General features: G+C 64.3%; 13 protein-coding genes. 10 read left to right on the top strand and 3 right to left on the bottom strand.

Annotated features, from left to right (window positions below; genetic code table 11):
- The first annotated feature begins 44 nt into the window (after window positions 1-44).
- From FFS45_RS13670 to FFS45_RS13660, 3 genes are all read left to right on the top strand, one after another.
- On the top strand, window positions 45-1,709 hold the full coding sequence (locus FFS45_RS13670) for an ATP-binding domain-containing protein (RefSeq protein ID WP_137955177.1): 1,665 nt from the start codon (window positions 45-47) through the stop codon (window positions 1,707-1,709).
- A gap of 166 nt (window positions 1,710-1,875) precedes the next feature.
- Window positions 1,876-2,331 (top strand): molybdopterin-dependent oxidoreductase, encoded by a 456-nt coding sequence (locus FFS45_RS13665; RefSeq protein WP_249362775.1) that lies wholly within the window; start codon window positions 1,876-1,878, stop codon window positions 2,329-2,331.
- Window positions 2,301-4,151: an ATP-binding protein gene (locus FFS45_RS13660; protein WP_137955175.1), complete on the top strand. Its 1,851-nt coding sequence runs from the start codon at window positions 2,301-2,303 to the stop codon at window positions 4,149-4,151. The genes FFS45_RS13665 and FFS45_RS13660 overlap by 31 nt, the downstream gene beginning before the upstream one ends.
- A gap of 71 nt (window positions 4,152-4,222) precedes the next feature.
- On the opposite strand, the gene FFS45_RS13655 is transcribed toward FFS45_RS13660, so the two are convergent.
- Window positions 4,223-5,077, bottom strand: coding sequence for a helix-turn-helix domain-containing protein (locus FFS45_RS13655; protein WP_137955174.1), 855 nt, complete (start codon window positions 5,075-5,077; stop codon window positions 4,223-4,225).
- Between the two features lie 352 nt (window positions 5,078-5,429).
- On the opposite strand from FFS45_RS13655, the gene FFS45_RS13650 reads away from it, so the two are divergent.
- Window positions 5,430-6,062: a C39 family peptidase gene (locus tag FFS45_RS13650; protein ID WP_137955173.1), complete on the top strand. Its 633-nt coding sequence runs from the start codon at window positions 5,430-5,432 to the stop codon at window positions 6,060-6,062.
- Between the two features lie 115 nt (window positions 6,063-6,177).
- Window positions 6,178-6,438, top strand: a complete 261-nt coding sequence (locus tag FFS45_RS13645; RefSeq protein ID WP_171029649.1) for a hypothetical protein — start codon at window positions 6,178-6,180, stop codon at window positions 6,436-6,438.
- Window positions 6,439-6,468: 30 nt separating this feature from the next.
- Here FFS45_RS13645 and FFS45_RS13640 read toward each other — a convergent pair whose 3' ends face one another.
- The gene (locus FFS45_RS13640) at window positions 6,469-7,185 is read right to left on the bottom strand and encodes a GntR family transcriptional regulator (RefSeq protein ID WP_137955172.1); all 717 of its coding nucleotides are present in this window, start codon (window positions 7,183-7,185) and stop codon (window positions 6,469-6,471) included.
- A 181-nt stretch (window positions 7,186-7,366) separates the two neighbouring features.
- Here FFS45_RS13640 and lhpH point away from each other — a divergent pair, with 181 nt between their 5' ends.
- From lhpH to zwf, 3 genes are all read left to right on the top strand, one after another.
- Window positions 7,367-8,374, top strand: coding sequence for a trans-3-hydroxy-L-proline dehydratase (gene lhpH, locus FFS45_RS13635; RefSeq protein ID WP_137955171.1), 1,008 nt, complete (start codon window positions 7,367-7,369; stop codon window positions 8,372-8,374).
- A 27-nt stretch (window positions 8,375-8,401) separates the two neighbouring features.
- The gene (gene lhpI, locus FFS45_RS13630; RefSeq protein ID WP_137955170.1) at window positions 8,402-9,349 is read left to right on the top strand and encodes a bifunctional Delta(1)-pyrroline-2-carboxylate/Delta(1)-piperideine-2-carboxylate reductase; all 948 of its coding nucleotides are present in this window, start codon (window positions 8,402-8,404) and stop codon (window positions 9,347-9,349) included.
- A 154-nt stretch (window positions 9,350-9,503) separates the two neighbouring features.
- On the top strand, window positions 9,504-10,985 hold the full coding sequence (gene zwf / locus FFS45_RS13625) for a glucose-6-phosphate dehydrogenase (RefSeq protein ID WP_137955169.1): 1,482 nt from the start codon (window positions 9,504-9,506) through the stop codon (window positions 10,983-10,985).
- 91 nt (window positions 10,986-11,076) lie between these two features.
- Here zwf and FFS45_RS13620 read toward each other — a convergent pair whose 3' ends face one another.
- Entirely contained in the window at window positions 11,077-12,156 is a 1,080-nt protein-coding gene (locus FFS45_RS13620; protein ID WP_137955168.1) for a GlxA family transcriptional regulator, read from the bottom strand.
- A gap of 436 nt (window positions 12,157-12,592) precedes the next feature.
- Between FFS45_RS13620 and FFS45_RS13615 the strand changes: the two genes are divergently transcribed.
- Both FFS45_RS13615 and FFS45_RS13610 read left to right on the top strand, forming a co-directional pair.
- Window positions 12,593-13,978: an L-serine ammonia-lyase gene (locus tag FFS45_RS13615; protein WP_137955167.1), complete on the top strand. Its 1,386-nt coding sequence runs from the start codon at window positions 12,593-12,595 to the stop codon at window positions 13,976-13,978.
- 16 nt (window positions 13,979-13,994) lie between these two features.
- Window positions 13,995-15,239, top strand: a complete 1,245-nt coding sequence (locus tag FFS45_RS13610; RefSeq protein ID WP_137955166.1) for a sarcosine oxidase subunit beta family protein — start codon at window positions 13,995-13,997, stop codon at window positions 15,237-15,239.
- The last annotated feature ends 9 nt before the right edge of the window (window positions 15,240-15,248 follow it).

The raw sequence follows: 15,248 nt of genomic DNA, 5'->3' as shown, positions 1-15,248 counted from the left end.
GTCGTTGCGTACAATGGGCACACCCGAATACGACGAGGCATCGCATGGCCCGCATTGTCCCCGACGACTGGAAGAACCTCGCTGCCACCGGCGCCGCCGCGCGCGAACGCGAAACCCTTGCGCTGCTGGAAAGCGCCTTGCCCGACGCTTACACCGTGTATCACGGGGTGCACTGGACGCGGCTCAACCAGGGCTTCTCGGTGTTCGGGGAAGCGGACTTTGTGATTGTCAGCCCGTCCGGGCGCGTGATGATCGTCGAGCAGAAAACCGGCTTTTTGCGCGAGACGCCCAAGGGGCTCGTCAAGGTCTACCTGCAGACCGAGCGCAATGTGGCAATCGCGCTGGCGCGCACTATCGAAGGCATGCATCGGCGGTTTACCGCGGCCTTCGGCGCTGGCACGTATTTCATCGAGGAACTGCTTTACTGCCCCGATCACGTCGTCAAGGACGCGGCGATTGCCGGCGTCAACCCGGCGCGAATTGTCGACGCGACCCGCAAGGAGCGGCTTGCCGCCGTCATTCGCGAGGCGTTGCCGGCCGACGAGCCGCGCCTTGCCTGCGCCGCGAAGATTCACCACTTTCTCGCCGACGAACTGGCCTTGACCCCGGACGCCAGCGCACTGGTCGGCCAGGCGGGCACGCTCGTCACGCGTCTGGCCGGCGGTCTTGCCACGTGGGCGCGGCGCCTCGAATTCACGCCGTTCCGTCTGCGGGTGGCCGGCACGGCCGGCTCAGGCAAGACGCAACTGGCCGTGCAGGTGATGAAGGACGCGGTAGCGCGCGGCCAGCGGCCGTTATACGTGTGCTTCAACCGGCCGCTCGCCGACCATATCGCGCGGGTGGCGCCGCCCGAAGCGAAAGTGGCGAACTATCACCAGTTGTGCGACTGGATTGCCCGCGACGGCGGCTGCAACCCCGACTTCCAGGCCGACGATATCTTCAATCAGCTCGAACAGATTTTCGTCGACACGCCGATCGACGCGCGCTGGCAGTTCGATGTCTTGATCGTCGACGAAGGGCAGGATTTCCAGCAGCCGTGGGTCGCCGCGCTCGAACGGCTGTTGCGCCCGGGCGCGGCATGGTGGTGGCTGGAGGATCCGCTGCAGAACCTCTATATGCGCGCGCCGGTCGACCTGCCGGGTTGGACCACGCTCAAGGAGACGACGAACTACCGCAGCCCGCGCGACATTCTCGACTACGTGCGCGACGTGGTGGGCGCCGAGGTGCCGTTTGCGGCGGCGCTGGCCTCGGGCAGCCCGTTCGACGGCTCCGACCTGTCGCTCTCCACTTACGACGCCGCGCACGCGGCCGAAGGCTGTATCGACGCCACCAAGCGCGCGATTACCCAGGCGCTCTCGCTAGGGTTCCGCAAGCAGGACATTGCCGTGTTGTCGTTCCGCGGCCGCGAAAATTCCGTGCTGAGCTCACTGGACCAGCTCGGACCGCACCGCGTGCGCAGCTTCACCGGCAAGTACGACCTGTTCGGCAATCCGGAGTATCGCGAGGGCGACGTGCTGCTGGAATCGATCTACCGCTTCAAGGGCCAGTCGGCGCCCTGCGTGATCCTGACCGAGGTCGATTTCGAAACCTTCGACGAGCGCAGCGCCCGCAAGCTGTTCGTCGGCGCCACGCGGGCGACCATGAAGCTGATCATGGTGGCCTCGCAGCGCGCGGCGCGCCATCTGCGCCTCGCGGACGGCAAGGAGTGAGCGGTGTCAGGGCGCGCTTCGGGGCTTTTTGCAGCACGTCCGTTTGGCGATATCATGCGGGCGGTCCGGCCATTGCGCGCCGGCAAAAAAGACAAAAAAACAGATGAAAAAGGCCGTTGAAATGCACTACTACAAGAAAGGCGCGCGATGGATCGCGTGCCTCGCCATGGCGCTCGGGGCGGGGTTTGCCCAGGCTGCGCCGCTCGCGCTCGACGTGTCGGGCGCGATCGCCAGCATCAATGATCCGTCGCACAAGGTTTATCACGTCACGGAGGCACAGCTTCTGGCACTGCCGGTTCATTCGATTACCACCTCGACCACATGGACGCCCCGTTCGACCTTCTCAGGTCCGTTGCTCGCGGATATCCTGAAGCTGGTGGGCGCGCACGGCAGCCAGATCGAGGTGCGCACGCTCGATGACTATGCGGAAACCATTCCTGTGTCGGATTGCGACCGCTATGGGGTCATCGTCGCGTACAGCATGAACGGCAAGCGTTTAAAGGTCAGCGACTTCGGACCGCTGTTTATTATCTATCCGCGCGACGCCTTTCCCACGGAACTCTCGGGCGCCGACGCGGACTCGAAATTTGTATGGCAAATCAAGGGCTTGATCGTCAAGTAATGCCGCACCGGCTGCGGCGCTGGCTGCTGGCGGCCGTTTGGGCCACCGCGCTCGCCGCGCCGCTTGCAGCGATTGGCTATCTGATGTACGCCAACCTGCTCAACCCGCGCTCCACGCAGTTGCTCACGGGCACGTACGACGGCTACTACTGGGACGCCGCGCAGTTGCAGATCGCCTACGCGCGACTGGAGAACCAGTTGCTGCTGTACCGCGGCGGCACCGATGTCGACTATCCGCGGCTGCAGTTGCGCTACGAAGTGCTGCAGTCGAAGCTGCATGTGATGGCCGGCTCCACGCGCATGCTGGTAAGCCAGCTCGCTTTGCTGCAGCGGCAGGAGAGCGAAATCCACACGCTCGAGGTGATGCTGGACAAGCTCGAGCCCGAATTCGATGCGTTGCCGCGCGATCCGCGCCAGGCGGACCAGATTGTCGCCGAGTTGCGTGCACACTGGCAGGAGGTCAACGATCTCGCCTTGACGCGCCGTTTTGCCGACGTCGCCGACCGCGAAGCGCTCAGCCGCGACTTTATCGACAAGCGGCGCATGCTGTTTGCCGCGGGGTTCATGCTGGTGCTGCTGTCGGCCGCCGCTACGCTGCTGCTGGTAGTGAACGGCCGGCGCCGTAGCCGCCTGATCCGCCAGCAGCGCGCCGCCCTCGAAGCAGAGCACCAGGCGACCCGCGCTGCGCGCGAGGCCAGCCTCGCGAAAGACGCTTTTCTCGGCATGATCAGCCATGAGTTGCGCACGCCGCTGCACGCGATCGTGTCGTCGATCGAACTGCTGGGCTTTAACTTCCAGTCCGAAGCCGACCGCAAGGTGATCCAGAGGCTCGAAAGCGCGGCGCGGCATCTGGAAGCGCAAATGCGCGACCTGACCGACTACGCGCGCCTTGGCGCCGGCAAGCTCGAACTGCGTTATGAGCAATTCGAGCCGCGCGAGCTGCTGGCGTCGATCGTCGACGAGCACATGCCGGCCGCGCACGCCCGCGGGCTTGCGCTCGAAAGCGAGGCGAGCGGCCTGACCGGACCGGTCGACTCCGATCCGCATCGGATCCGTCAGATCGTCAGCAACCTCGTGACCAACGCGATTCGCTACACCGAGAAGGGTTCGGTGCGGGTGCGGCTCGCGCAGCGGCTGGCGGTGCTGACCATCGTGGTGAGCGACACCGGGCCGGGCGTGCCGCCCAAGCAGTTGCCGTTGATGTTCAAGGAATTCACCCAGCTCGACGGCTCGCGTACGCGGCGTTTCGAGGGAGCGGGCATGGGTCTCGCGATCGTGCAGGGGCTACTGAAGCTGTTCGGCGGCAGCGTCGCGGTGGAAAGCGAGGTGGGCCAGGGTACCACCTTTACGGTGACGATTCCGGTGGGGCCGGTCGAGCCGGCCGTGCCGCCCGATGCGACGGCGGCGAGCGCGCAGGACCGCGAGCGCTCACAGGTGCTGATCGTCGACGACAACGGCCTGATTCGCGAGTCGCTGTGGGAAATGATTACGCATATGGGCTACGAGGCGACCGCTGTGGCGAATGCCAAAGATGCGCTGGCGTGGCTCGACCTGCGGCGCTGCGACGTGATGTTGCTGGACCTGCACATGCCGGATCAGGATGGCTACGCGTTCTTCGCGGAATTCAGCGCCCGCAGCGGACCGTCTTCCGGCGCACCCGTGATTGCGATCAGCGCTTATGCACCGGAGGCGCCGCCCGCCGACACGGCGCCATTCTTCGAGTACCTCGTGAAGCCGGTGCACTACGAGGAATTGCGCGGTGCGCTGCAACGGGCGCTGGCTGCGCAGCACGGTTTGACAGGCGGCTCGATGCTGGCGTGATGCTGGCTTGATGCCGATATCACGCCGCGCTTTCCGCCCGGTCCGATGCCGGGAGCGCCAAAAGCAAACGCCTAGGCGCGGTTCAGCCGCTTCGACAGGTCGGCCACGAGAATGGCCATGCGCGCGGGCTTCTCATAACACGCCACGTTGTAATCGCGGATGATCTCGCTGATCTCGGACTCGCTGGCCTTGCCGGTCAGCAGTTCGCCGGTCAGCACGAACACGGGCGCGTCCGGATTCTCCGAAGCGCGCACCGCGCGAATTGCCGCCGCGGAGGTCTGCGTGCCGAACAGCCAGTCGATCACCACGCCGTCGAACACCTGGGTCTGCAACTGCTCGACGAACGCGGCCAGACCGTAGATGGCCACCGCGCCGAAGCCGCTGCGATCGAGATAGTCGCGCAGGTTGTCGGCCGAGGCCTGGTCGTCGTCGACCACCGCGATCAGCGGCTTGTCGGCTTCCGCGCGGCGCGGATAGATTTCAATCTTGTGAACTTCGAAGGCGCTTTGATAGAGCGCGCCATCGTGACGCGTGACACGCCATTGCCCCTGCTTCGAATAGGCGACGAATTCGGGGCGGCTGCCCGGTTCCAGTGCCGCGCCAACCCAGGCAGTGCAGGCGAGTTCGATGCCGCCGATGGAGAACACGGCTTCCTGGGCGATGGCGCCCACCATGCCGGGGTCGAGCGATTGCGCGCCGAACAGTTGCGCGGCCGGCTCGCCGAACACCTCGGCGACTTTCTTGATCTGCGATAACGTCCACGGACTGTTGCCGCGGAGTTTGCGGTGCCCTTGAGAAAAACTCAGGTCGAGAATGCGGCACAACTCCGTGGTCTGCTGCCGCTTACCAATGCCGTGACGGCTCATCAACTCGCGCACGCGTTCCGCGACTGCGATGGAGTCAGGTGAGGTTGCTTCGTTGGCCATGCTGCGTGGTGGTCCGTCTTTATAAATGTGTCGGGTGTAGGACGCGATAAGGCTTGACAGCGATGCTTCGCACCGCTTTCTTTGCGAGCCGACCGGCCACGCATGGGAGAGCAAATGTACAGCAAAAAAACGCGGCGTTGCTGCTTTCGCACAGCCGCAGCGGGATGCCGCGGGTCTGCTCGGGCAGCAGCCTCGAGCCGGTTGGGCGGCGAGGTTAAGCCATATGTGCGTTGCGTATTTTACCGGGGAAAACGGCAGCGACTTGTAATGAAGTGTGATCCATTGTGGTCTTTCATGCGAGCATAGCGCGATTGCTTTTGCGAGCACCTTTCCAGACAACCTGATGCCCTTCATGAAACACGACATTATTCGTCATACCGGCGTGCCGTATTACTCGCAATGGGGAAGTCCCGAATGGGTGCGGCCCATCGTCGAAGACGACGCGGACCCTTGTGACGACCCCGCATGGCAACGCAGCGGCTTTACCGAGCCGGACCATTACCGTTTCTGGGCGCAGCGCCTGTGCGGCCTGACCTGCCTGGAATCGGCGCTCGACTTCTGGGGCATCGGACACGCACCGCGCGCGGCCTTGCTCGACGAAGCGCTGCGCCACGAGGTGTACCGGATGCGCGAGGACGGTGGCGTCGACGGACTGATTTACCGGCCGTTCGCGAGTTGGACCGAGCGCGCCTTCGGCTTGCGGGTGCAGGTGTGGCCCGAGGCCACGCTGGAGGAAATGGCCGCGCGGCTTGACAGCGACACGCTGGCGATCGTTTCGGTGAGCGCGGAAATCCGCTATCCGGATGCGCCGAATGCCCAGCGCGGCGGCCATCTGATCCTGCTGCATGGGCGCGATGCCGAGGGCGTGTGGTTTCACAATCCGTCGGGCATCGCGCCGTATCAAAGCGATGTCTATCTGCCGTTTGCAACCATGGCGCGCTTTTACGCTGGGCGCGGCTTGACGCTGACCCGCGCGGCTCGCTGAACGGGATGGTCAGGGCAGCAGGCGCATGCCCGTTCAGCAGGCCCGAATTCTGCTGAGGGACAGGCGGGTGGTGCGCAATTGGCACCGCGGATCGACCTGCTAACCCGGAGCCTCAATGAAACGATACCAAGCTTTCTTCGCCATCGGTTTCCTTGCGCTGATGGCGGTCAGCGAAACGAGCGCCGACACTCGCGACGAGCAGGAAAAGGCCTGCCGCAGCGACGCGATGCATTTTTGCAGCGAGGACATTCCCAACAAGGACAAAATCACCGCCTGCATGAAGCAGCACATCAGCGAACTGAGCCCGGCTTGCCGCGCGATGTTCAAGCAGGGCGGACACGCCTCCGGCAACGCCAGCAAAGATTCGGCGCAGTAAGCGCGCCATGTCTGGCCGAGGCCCTAAACTTCACTTCGGCGCGATATCGCGCCGCACCCGCATGATGTGCTGCTCGACGTAGAACGCGGCCGCGTCCGCGTCGCCGCCGACAATCGCCTCATAGATCAGCCGGTGTTCCGAGACATACAGGCGGATTCGCCCGGCATCGTAAATGCCGTCGTCCTTGAGCCGTTTCCAGAGCGGCTGGTCCATGGTCTTCGCCACTTCGTCGGCGATCTTCACCAGCAGGGCGTCGCCCGTCATCATCGCAAGCTGGCGGTGAAACAGGCGGTCGCTGTTGTTCCAGAGCACGCGCTGCGCCGGGTCGCTCACGTCCACAATCGAATCCATCTGCGCGAGGTAGTGCTCGGCCAGCTCGTCGCGCTGCGCATGCGCCGCCGCGCGCCGGGCAATAGCCGGTTCGAGGATCAGACGCACATCCAGCGTGGAGCTCGGGCTGAAGTCCGGATCGGCCAGCGAAGCGGGTTGCAGCGGCGCCGCGGCCAGACGCTGCGGCGCGTCCGCGCAGACATAGGTGCCCGAGTTGCGCCGCGTGATTACAAGCCCTTCGTTCTGCAGCGCGCCGATCGCCTCGCGTACCGCCGGGCGTCCCACGTTGAAATGCGCGGCCAGTTCGCGCTCCGAGGGCAAGCGCGCTTCCGCGGCGAACTGGCCGCTGCGGATTTCGGCGCGAATGCGCTCGGCAACCTGCTCGTAGATCTGCTTCGGGCGAAACGTGTTTTCCATAGGTGGGGGCGGGTGATCTCGATCTGAACCAGATTGCTTTCAGAATATTGAAATTGGTTGAAACAAAACCAAAGCTGGTCTACATTTTGATCCAGTATAGAACAGATGGAGACAACAGGATGGTTCTTATCGATGCATTTTCGGCCGTTGCGCCGTACGCGAAAGAGGCTCGCCAGGCGTTATGAAACTGAATCGCGTCATCAGCACGGTCGAGGTGCACACCGGCGGCGAACCGTTCCGGATCGTCACCAGCGGACTGCCGAAGTTTCCCGGCAAGACGCTTGTCGAGCGGCGCAGCTGGCTCAAGGAGCATCAGGACCATCTGCGCCGCGCGCTCATGTTCGAGCCGCGCGGCCATGCGGATATGTACGGCGGCTACCTCACCGAGCCGGTGAGCGAGGGCGCCGACTTCGGCATCATCTTCGTGCACAACGAAGGCTATAGCGACCATTGCGGCCACGGTGTGATCGCGCTGGCGACTGCGGCGGTGGCGCTCGGCTGGGTCGAGCGGACCGAGCCGGAGACGCGCGTAGGCATCGACGCGCCATGCGGTTTTATCGAAGCCTTCGTCAAGTGGGACGGCGATCATGCGGGCGGTGTGCGCTTCGTCAACGTGCCTTCGTTTATCTGGCAGCGCGACGTGACGGTGCATACGCCGGGCTTCGGAGCCGTGACCGGCGATATCGCCTTCGGCGGTGCGTTCTACTTCTACACCTCAGGCAAGCCATTCGATCTGAACGTGCGCGAGGCGGAAGTGGACCGCCTGATCGAGTTCGGCGCGCAAGTGAAGCGCGCGGCTAATGAGGCGTTCAAGGTCGTGCATCCCCATATCCCCGAAATCAACCATATCTACGGCACGATTATCGACAACGTACCGCGCCATGCGGGGTCCACCCAGGCCAATTGCTGCGTGTTCGCCGACCGTGAGGTGGACCGTTCGCCAACCGGCTCGGGGACGGCGGGGCGGGTCGCGCAACTGTATCTGCGCGGCGAACTGGGACGCGACGAGACGCTCGTCAACGAATCGGTGATCGGCACGATTTTCCGCGGTCGTGTGTTGTCCGAAACGAAACTCGAGCGCTTCGACGCGGTGATTCCGGAAATCGAGGGCGATGCGCATATTTGCGGCTTCGCGAACTGGATCGTCGATGAGCGCGATCCGCTAACGTATGGTTTTCTCGTGCGCTGAAGGGCGCACGCCGACGGAGCACCATCCATGACCCAGCCGGCCACGCCGATCTTCGATGCCGCCGCCACCGCGCGGCTCACGCCCTACGCCGCACTGGTGGAGGCGCTCAAAGGCGCGCTAATCGACTATGCACAGCAACGCATTGCGAGCCCGGAGCGGCTCGTCGTGCCGCTGAACGAGGGCGGCGTGATGCTCTCGATGCCCGCCACGGCGAGCGACCTCGCCATTCACAAGCTGGTCAACGTGTGTCCCGCCAACGGTCCGCGCGGCCTCGCCACGATCCACGGCCAGGTGATGGCCTTCGACGCCGACACCGGCGCGACACTGTTTATTCTCGATGGTCCGACGGTGACCGGACGGCGCACAGCGGCCATGTCGATGCTCGGGGTGCAGACCTTCAAGGGTGCTGCGTCGGGCCGCGGCGCGCCGCGTGAGTTTCTGCTGATCGGCACCGGGACCCAGGCCGCGAACCATCTTGAGGCGATCGGCGAACTGTTTCCCGAGGCGCTGGTGCACGTGAAGGCCAGTTCCCCGGCGAAAGCTCAGGCGTTTTGCGACGCGCATCGCGGCCGTGCCCGGCAGTTGCAGCCACTCGTGGATGCCGTGGCGCCCGCTTCCGTGGACGTGGTGATCGCCCTCACCACCAGCAGGCAGGCCGTCTACGAGGAAGCGCCGCGCGCTGAGCGTCTGGTGATCGGCGTCGGCGCATTCACCCCGGCGATGCTGGAGATCGGCGCACGCACCGTGCATGGCAGCGCATTGTTCGTCGACGACCTGGCGGGCGCTCGCCACGAAGCCGGCGATCTGATCCAGGCGGGTGTCGATTGGGCAAACGTGACCGGTATTGCGGCGGTAGTTGGCGGGACCGTGGCGCCGCCGGCGGGTAGCACGCCCGTGCTATTCAAGAGCGTGGGCTGTGCGGCATGGGACCTCGGCGCCTGCCGGGTGGCCCGTCGTGCTTTGCAGGGCGCCTGAAGCGCAAAAATTTTCGTGGCTGTCAGCCGCGCGTCGCGTGCAAACAATCCAAAAACGTTGCACCATAGGCGTTTCTCAGAAAATGCCGGTCTCCGGCATTTTTGCCCTTTCGCGTCGCCTTGCGCGACGCCTTTCACGACGGTGACACCGCGCCATGATTACCCAACACGCTTCTGCCACCCCTGAGTTGCCGCTCGACATGATCATCTTCGGCGGTACGGGTGACCTGTCGTTTCGCAAGCTGCTGCCGGCGCTATACATGGCGCATCTGCACTGCAATCTGCCGCCGGAAACCCGCATTCTCACGATTGGCCGCAAGCCCTGGTCGCGTGAGGAATACATCACCGAATTCATGGAATTGAAGGCCAAGCCCTTCATCGAAAAGAAGGCGTTCGATGCCGCCGCGTGGGACAAATTCCTTGCGCTGTTCGAATACGTGCGCATGAACGTCGACTCGGTGGAGGACTATCAGAACCTGAAGGAAGCCTCGCGTCCCGGCGTGCGGCGCGTGTTCTATCTGGCAACCTCGCCGGACCTGTTCACGAACATCTGCGACAACCTGTCGGCAGCCGGTCTGGTGGACGAGCACTCGCGCGTGGTGCTGGAAAAGCCGCTGGGTCACGACCTGGCCTCGGCGCAGGATATCAATAACGACGTCGGCCGCCATTTCAACGAAGCGCAGATTTACCGGATCGACCACTACCTCGGCAAGGAAACCGTGCAGAACCTGATGGTGCTGCGCTTCGGCAACGCGATTTTCGGCCCGCTGTGGCAGGCGCCGTATATCAAGAGCGTGCAGATCACGGTGGCGGAGGCGGTCGGTGTGGGCAGCCGCGCGGGCTTCTATGACAAGACCGGCGCATTGCGCGACATGGTGCAGAACCACTTGCTGCAGTTGCTGTGCATTGTCGCCATGGAACCGCCGGTGTCGCTCGACCCGGATGCGGTGCGCGACGAAAAGCTCAAGGTGCTGCGCTCGCTGCGCCCCATGACAGCTGACGATATCGCCCGGGACACCGTGCGCGGCCAGTACACGGCCGGCGCGGTGGACGGCGAGGCAGTCAAGGGCTATCTGGAAGAAGACAATGTGCCGGCCAACAGCCGCGCGGAAACCTTCGTTGCGCTGCGCGCACAGATCAACAACTGGCGCTGGGCCAATGTGCCGTTTTATCTGCGCACCGGCAAGCGGCTGCAGAAGAAGATCTCGGAGATCGTTATCGAGTTCTCCGAAATGCCGTTCTCGATCATTCCGAGCGGCCCGCATCACTATGGCAACCGCCTCGTGATTCAACTGCAGCCGGAAGAGTCGATCCAGTTGCAGATGCTGGCCAAGGAGCCGGGCAGCGGCATGCACATGCTGCCGGTTAACCTGAATCTCGATCTGCAGCAGGCCTTCACGGAGCGGCGCGCGGAAGCCTACGAGCGTCTGTTGATCGACGTGATTCGCGGGCGTCTGACACACTTCATGCGCCGTGACGAACTGGAAGCAGCATGGGCCTGGGCGGAGCCGATTCTGGACGGCTGGCAGAAATCGGGCGAGCGGCCGCGTAATTACACGGCCGGCACGTTCGGCCCGGCAGCGTCTACGGCCCTGATGGCGCGGGAAAATACCGTTTGGGCGGAGGAGTCGCAGTAAGCGGCTTGAGTCTGGGTTAGTGCTTCAGATTGCGAGGGCGGCTCCGGTATCGGGCCGCCCTCGTTGCTTCGGGCGTAATGCTTAAGTGTACTTAGTAGATATCCACACGCCCAGGAAACGTCTCGTCGAATACCGCGGCGTCCTCGGCCGGCACGGCGCCGCGCTGCTCGCGGAACATCACGGGCGGCACGCCGAACTGCTTGCGAAATTCACGGCCCAGGTGGGAGGCGTCGGAGAAACCACAGCTCGACGCGATATCGGCCACGGTGCGATCCGAGCTGGTCAGCAGCCACGCGGCGGTGCGCAGACGCACCTGCTTGGCGAAGGCCTGCGGACTGCGGCCGGTTTCCGCCTTGAAGAGCCGCTCCAGCTGGCGCGGCGACATATCGAGCTTGCAGGCCAGTTCTTCGAGCGGCAGCGCGCGCCCCACGTGCTGCTCCATCAGCAGGATCGCCCGCTTGACCTTGGGATGCGTAGCCGGCGCGAGGCCCGGCGGATGCGGCTGCGGCGCGTTGCCTTTCTGCATTTCCCCGACCAGCAGGATGCGCAGTGCCTTCTGTACGGTGGCGTGTTCGAAGTGCCGCAACAGGATCGCAGCGGCGACATCGATGGAGGCCCGCCCGCCCGAGCAGGTGATGCGCCGCCGGTCGATCACGAACAGGCGGTCGGCAATCAGCGCATCCGGATTCACCGACGGAAAGCGCTCGACAAAATCCCAGTAGTGAAACCAGCTTACGCAGATGCGGTGCTCGTCCAGCACACCGGCGCGCATCAGCGCAAACACCCCGGTGCAGATGCCGACCAGCGTGGTGGCGCCGCGTGCGGCCTGGCGGATGAACTGCAGCGTCTCGTCGTTCGCCTGCGGTCCGGAGTGCAGCAGGCCGCCTACCACCACCACGTAATCGAACGGTTCGGCCGTTTCGAAGGTTTCCCATGGCGTGATCTGGATGCCGCAACTGGCGCGCACCGGCGCCAGCGTGTCGCCGATCACGCTCCACGAACAGCGCACCGGCTTGCTGTAGTCGCCTTCGTCCGCGGACAGCCGCAGCATGTCGACGAAGCCGGAAAACGCCGTCAGCGTGAAATTCGGCAGCAGCACGATGCCGAAACGGATGCGCTCCTTGGGGACGCCGTCGATGGAGGTCAGCGGTAACGGTTCTGCGGTTTTCATGGTGCGGCAGCGCCAGGGTGCGTCATGGAGAGAAAGCAAGCCAAAGCAGGGCTAAAAGGCTAGAGGGCCGGAGGGTCGGCCGGTCGGCCGGTCGTGGTTTTACGCAGGAGCGCTGTGCGTTGCAGCCGGCAGCCACGCGCGCGGGCGCCGGCGCGCGATGCCCCTAGCGTCGCTGATCCGCGCCGCAGCCACTTGCGCTTTTCCGCCGCGAACCATCGCAGAAGCGAACCGCCGCCAGGCCTGATGGGCCGGTGGCGTCGTCATCCCAACGCGATGGCGCTTTTGTTCTATCGGCCAATTTTACGCGCTGGTGTACTGACGCCATACAGGAGATTGCGCGGAAAGTTCGCGCCGACGCCCGGACCGGAGGAGCCGCCGCCATCGAGGCGGCAATCCCCCGGCCGGCAAACCGACCCCTTACCACCAGGCAGCCCCCATGAACGTCAGCGTCTTCGATCTGTTCAAGATCGGCATCGGCCCGTCGAGTTCGCACACGGTCGGCCCGATGATCGCCGCGTGCCGCTTCGCCTCGCATATCGAAGATGCCAACCTGCTCGCCTTCGTGCGGCGCGTCAAGGTCGAGCTGTATGGCTCGCTGGGCGCCACCGGCAAGGGCCACGGTACGGACAAGGCGGTGCTGCTCGGCCTCGAAGGGCATCTGCCCGATACGATCGATCCCGACCTGATCGAGCCGCGTCTCGCGCAGATTCGCGCGGAGAAGGCGCTGTTGCTGCTCGGCAAGCACCGCGTGCAGTACGACGAGAAGGAGCATCTGTCGTTCTTCCGTAAGCTGATGGCGGGCACCGGCGTGGTTCATCCGAATGGAATGCGCTTTCAGGCATTCGACGAAAACGGCCAGCTGCTGGTGGAGAAGGAGTATTACTCGGTCGGCGGCGGGTTTGTGGTGAACCGCGAAGGCGATCGCGTCAACGGCGTGCGTGCGGGCGGCGAGGTGCCTTGGCCGTTTCGCACCGGCGACGATCTGATGCGGGTGTGCCGCGAAAGCGGACTCTCGATAGCGGAGATAACGATGGCCAACGAGTGCGCCTCGCGTTCGCCCGCCGAGGTCCGCGAGGGTCTGCTTGCGATCTGGCGCACCATGGCCGCCTGCGTCGAGCGCGGCTGCAAGGTGCGCGGCGACCTGCCCGGCCCGATGCGCGTCAAGCGCCGTGCCGCGGATCTCTCCAGCAACCTGCGCCTGCGCTCCGAGGAATCGTTGCGCGATCCGCTCTCGATGCTCGACTGGGTCAACCTGTATGCGATGGCCGTCAACGAAGAGAACGCCGCCGGCGGGCGCGTCGTGACGGCGCCGACCAACGGTGCGGCCGGCGTGATTCCGGCGGTGCTGCATTACTACGTGAAGTTCGTGCCGGGTTCGAACGAGGACGGCATCGTCACCTTCCTCCTGACCGCTGCCGCCATCGGCATCATCTACAAGGAAACCGCCTCGATTTCCGGCGCCGAAGTGGGCTGCCAGGGTGAGGTGGGCGTGGCCTGCTCGATGGCCGCGGCGGCGCTCGCCGCCGTCATGGGCGGCACACCGCCGCAAGTCGAAAACGCCGCCGAGATCGGCATGGAGCACAACCTGGGCATGACCTGCGACCCGGTGGGCGGCCTCGTGCAGATTCCCTGCATCGAGCGCAATGCGATGGGCGCGATCAAGGCGCTCAACGCGTCGCGCATGGCATTGAAGGGCGATGGCCAGCACTACGTGTCGCTCGACAACGTGATCAAGACGATGCGCGAAACCGGCGCCGACATGAAGACCAAATACAAGGAGACGTCGCGCGGTGGTCTCGCCGTGAACGTCATCGAATGCTAAAGAGAGGACTTACCCCATGAGCCGCTATTCGATATTCAGTTTGTTCCGCAACGGGTTGTCGTATCACGAGAACTGGGAGCGGCAGTGGAGAAGCCCGGAGCCGAAGCGCGAGTACGACGTGGTGATCGTCGGCGGCGGCGGCCACGGTCTCGCGACCGCGTATTACCTCGCCAAGGAACATGGCGTGCGCAATATCGCGATTCTCGAGAAGGGCTGGATAGGCGGCGGCAATACCGCGCGCAATACCACCATCGTGCGCTCGAATTACCTGTGGGACGAATCGGCCGCGCTGTACGAGAAGGCCATGAAGCTGTGGGAAGGGTTGTCGCAGGACCTCAACTACAACGTGATGTTCAGTCAGCGCGGTGTGCTCAATCTGGCCCATACGCTGCAGGACGTGCGCGACACCGAGCGCCGGGTGAATGCGAACCGCCTGAACGGCGTGGACGCCGAGTTCATCACACCCGAGCAGATCAAGGAAATCGAGCCGACGATCAACCTCAACAGCCGCTATCCGGTGCTCGGCGCGTCGATTCAGCGCCGCGCCGGCGTGGCGCGCCACGATGCGGTGGCGTGGGGCTTCGCACGCGGCGCGGACCAGCATGGCGTCGACATCATCCAGAACTGCCAGGTCACAGGCATTCGCCGCGAAGGCGGCGCGGTGACGGGCGTCGATACGGTCAAGGGCTTTATCAAGGCAAAAAAAGTGGCGGTGGTCGCAGCCGGCAATACCTCGACGCTCGCAGATATGGCCGGCGTGCGCCTGCCGCTGGAGAGCCATCCGCTGCAGGCACTGGTGTCCGAGCCGATCAAGCCGGTGGTCAACACCGTGATCATGTCGAACGCGGTGCATGCGTATATCAGCCAGTCCGACAAGGGCGACCTGGTGATCGGCGCGGGCGTCGATCAGTACACGGGCTTCGGCCAGCGCGGCAGCTTCAACATCATCGAAGGCACGCTGCAGGCGATCGTGGAAATGTTCCCGGTGTTCTCGCGGGTCCGGATGAACCGGCAGTGGGGCGGCATTGTGGATGTCTCGCCGGACGCCTGCCCGATCATCAGCAAGACCGACGTGAAGGGGCTGTACTTCAACTGCGGCTGGGGCACGGGCGGCTTCAAGGCGACGCCGGGTTCGGGCTGGGTGTTCGCGCATACGATCGCCAACGACGCGCCGCATCCCTTGAACGCGCCGTTCTCGCTGGACCGTTTTTACACCGGCCATCTGATCGACGAACACGGCGCTGCCGCTGTGGCCCACTAACGCTCATCC

It is taken from the genome of Burkholderia sp. 4M9327F10 (assembly GCF_005503145.1).
Taxonomy (GTDB): Bacteria; Pseudomonadota; Gammaproteobacteria; order Burkholderiales; family Burkholderiaceae; genus Paraburkholderia.
Note: the sequence above shows the minus strand (reverse complement) of the source record. Positions and strands in the feature narration are given on the sequence as shown.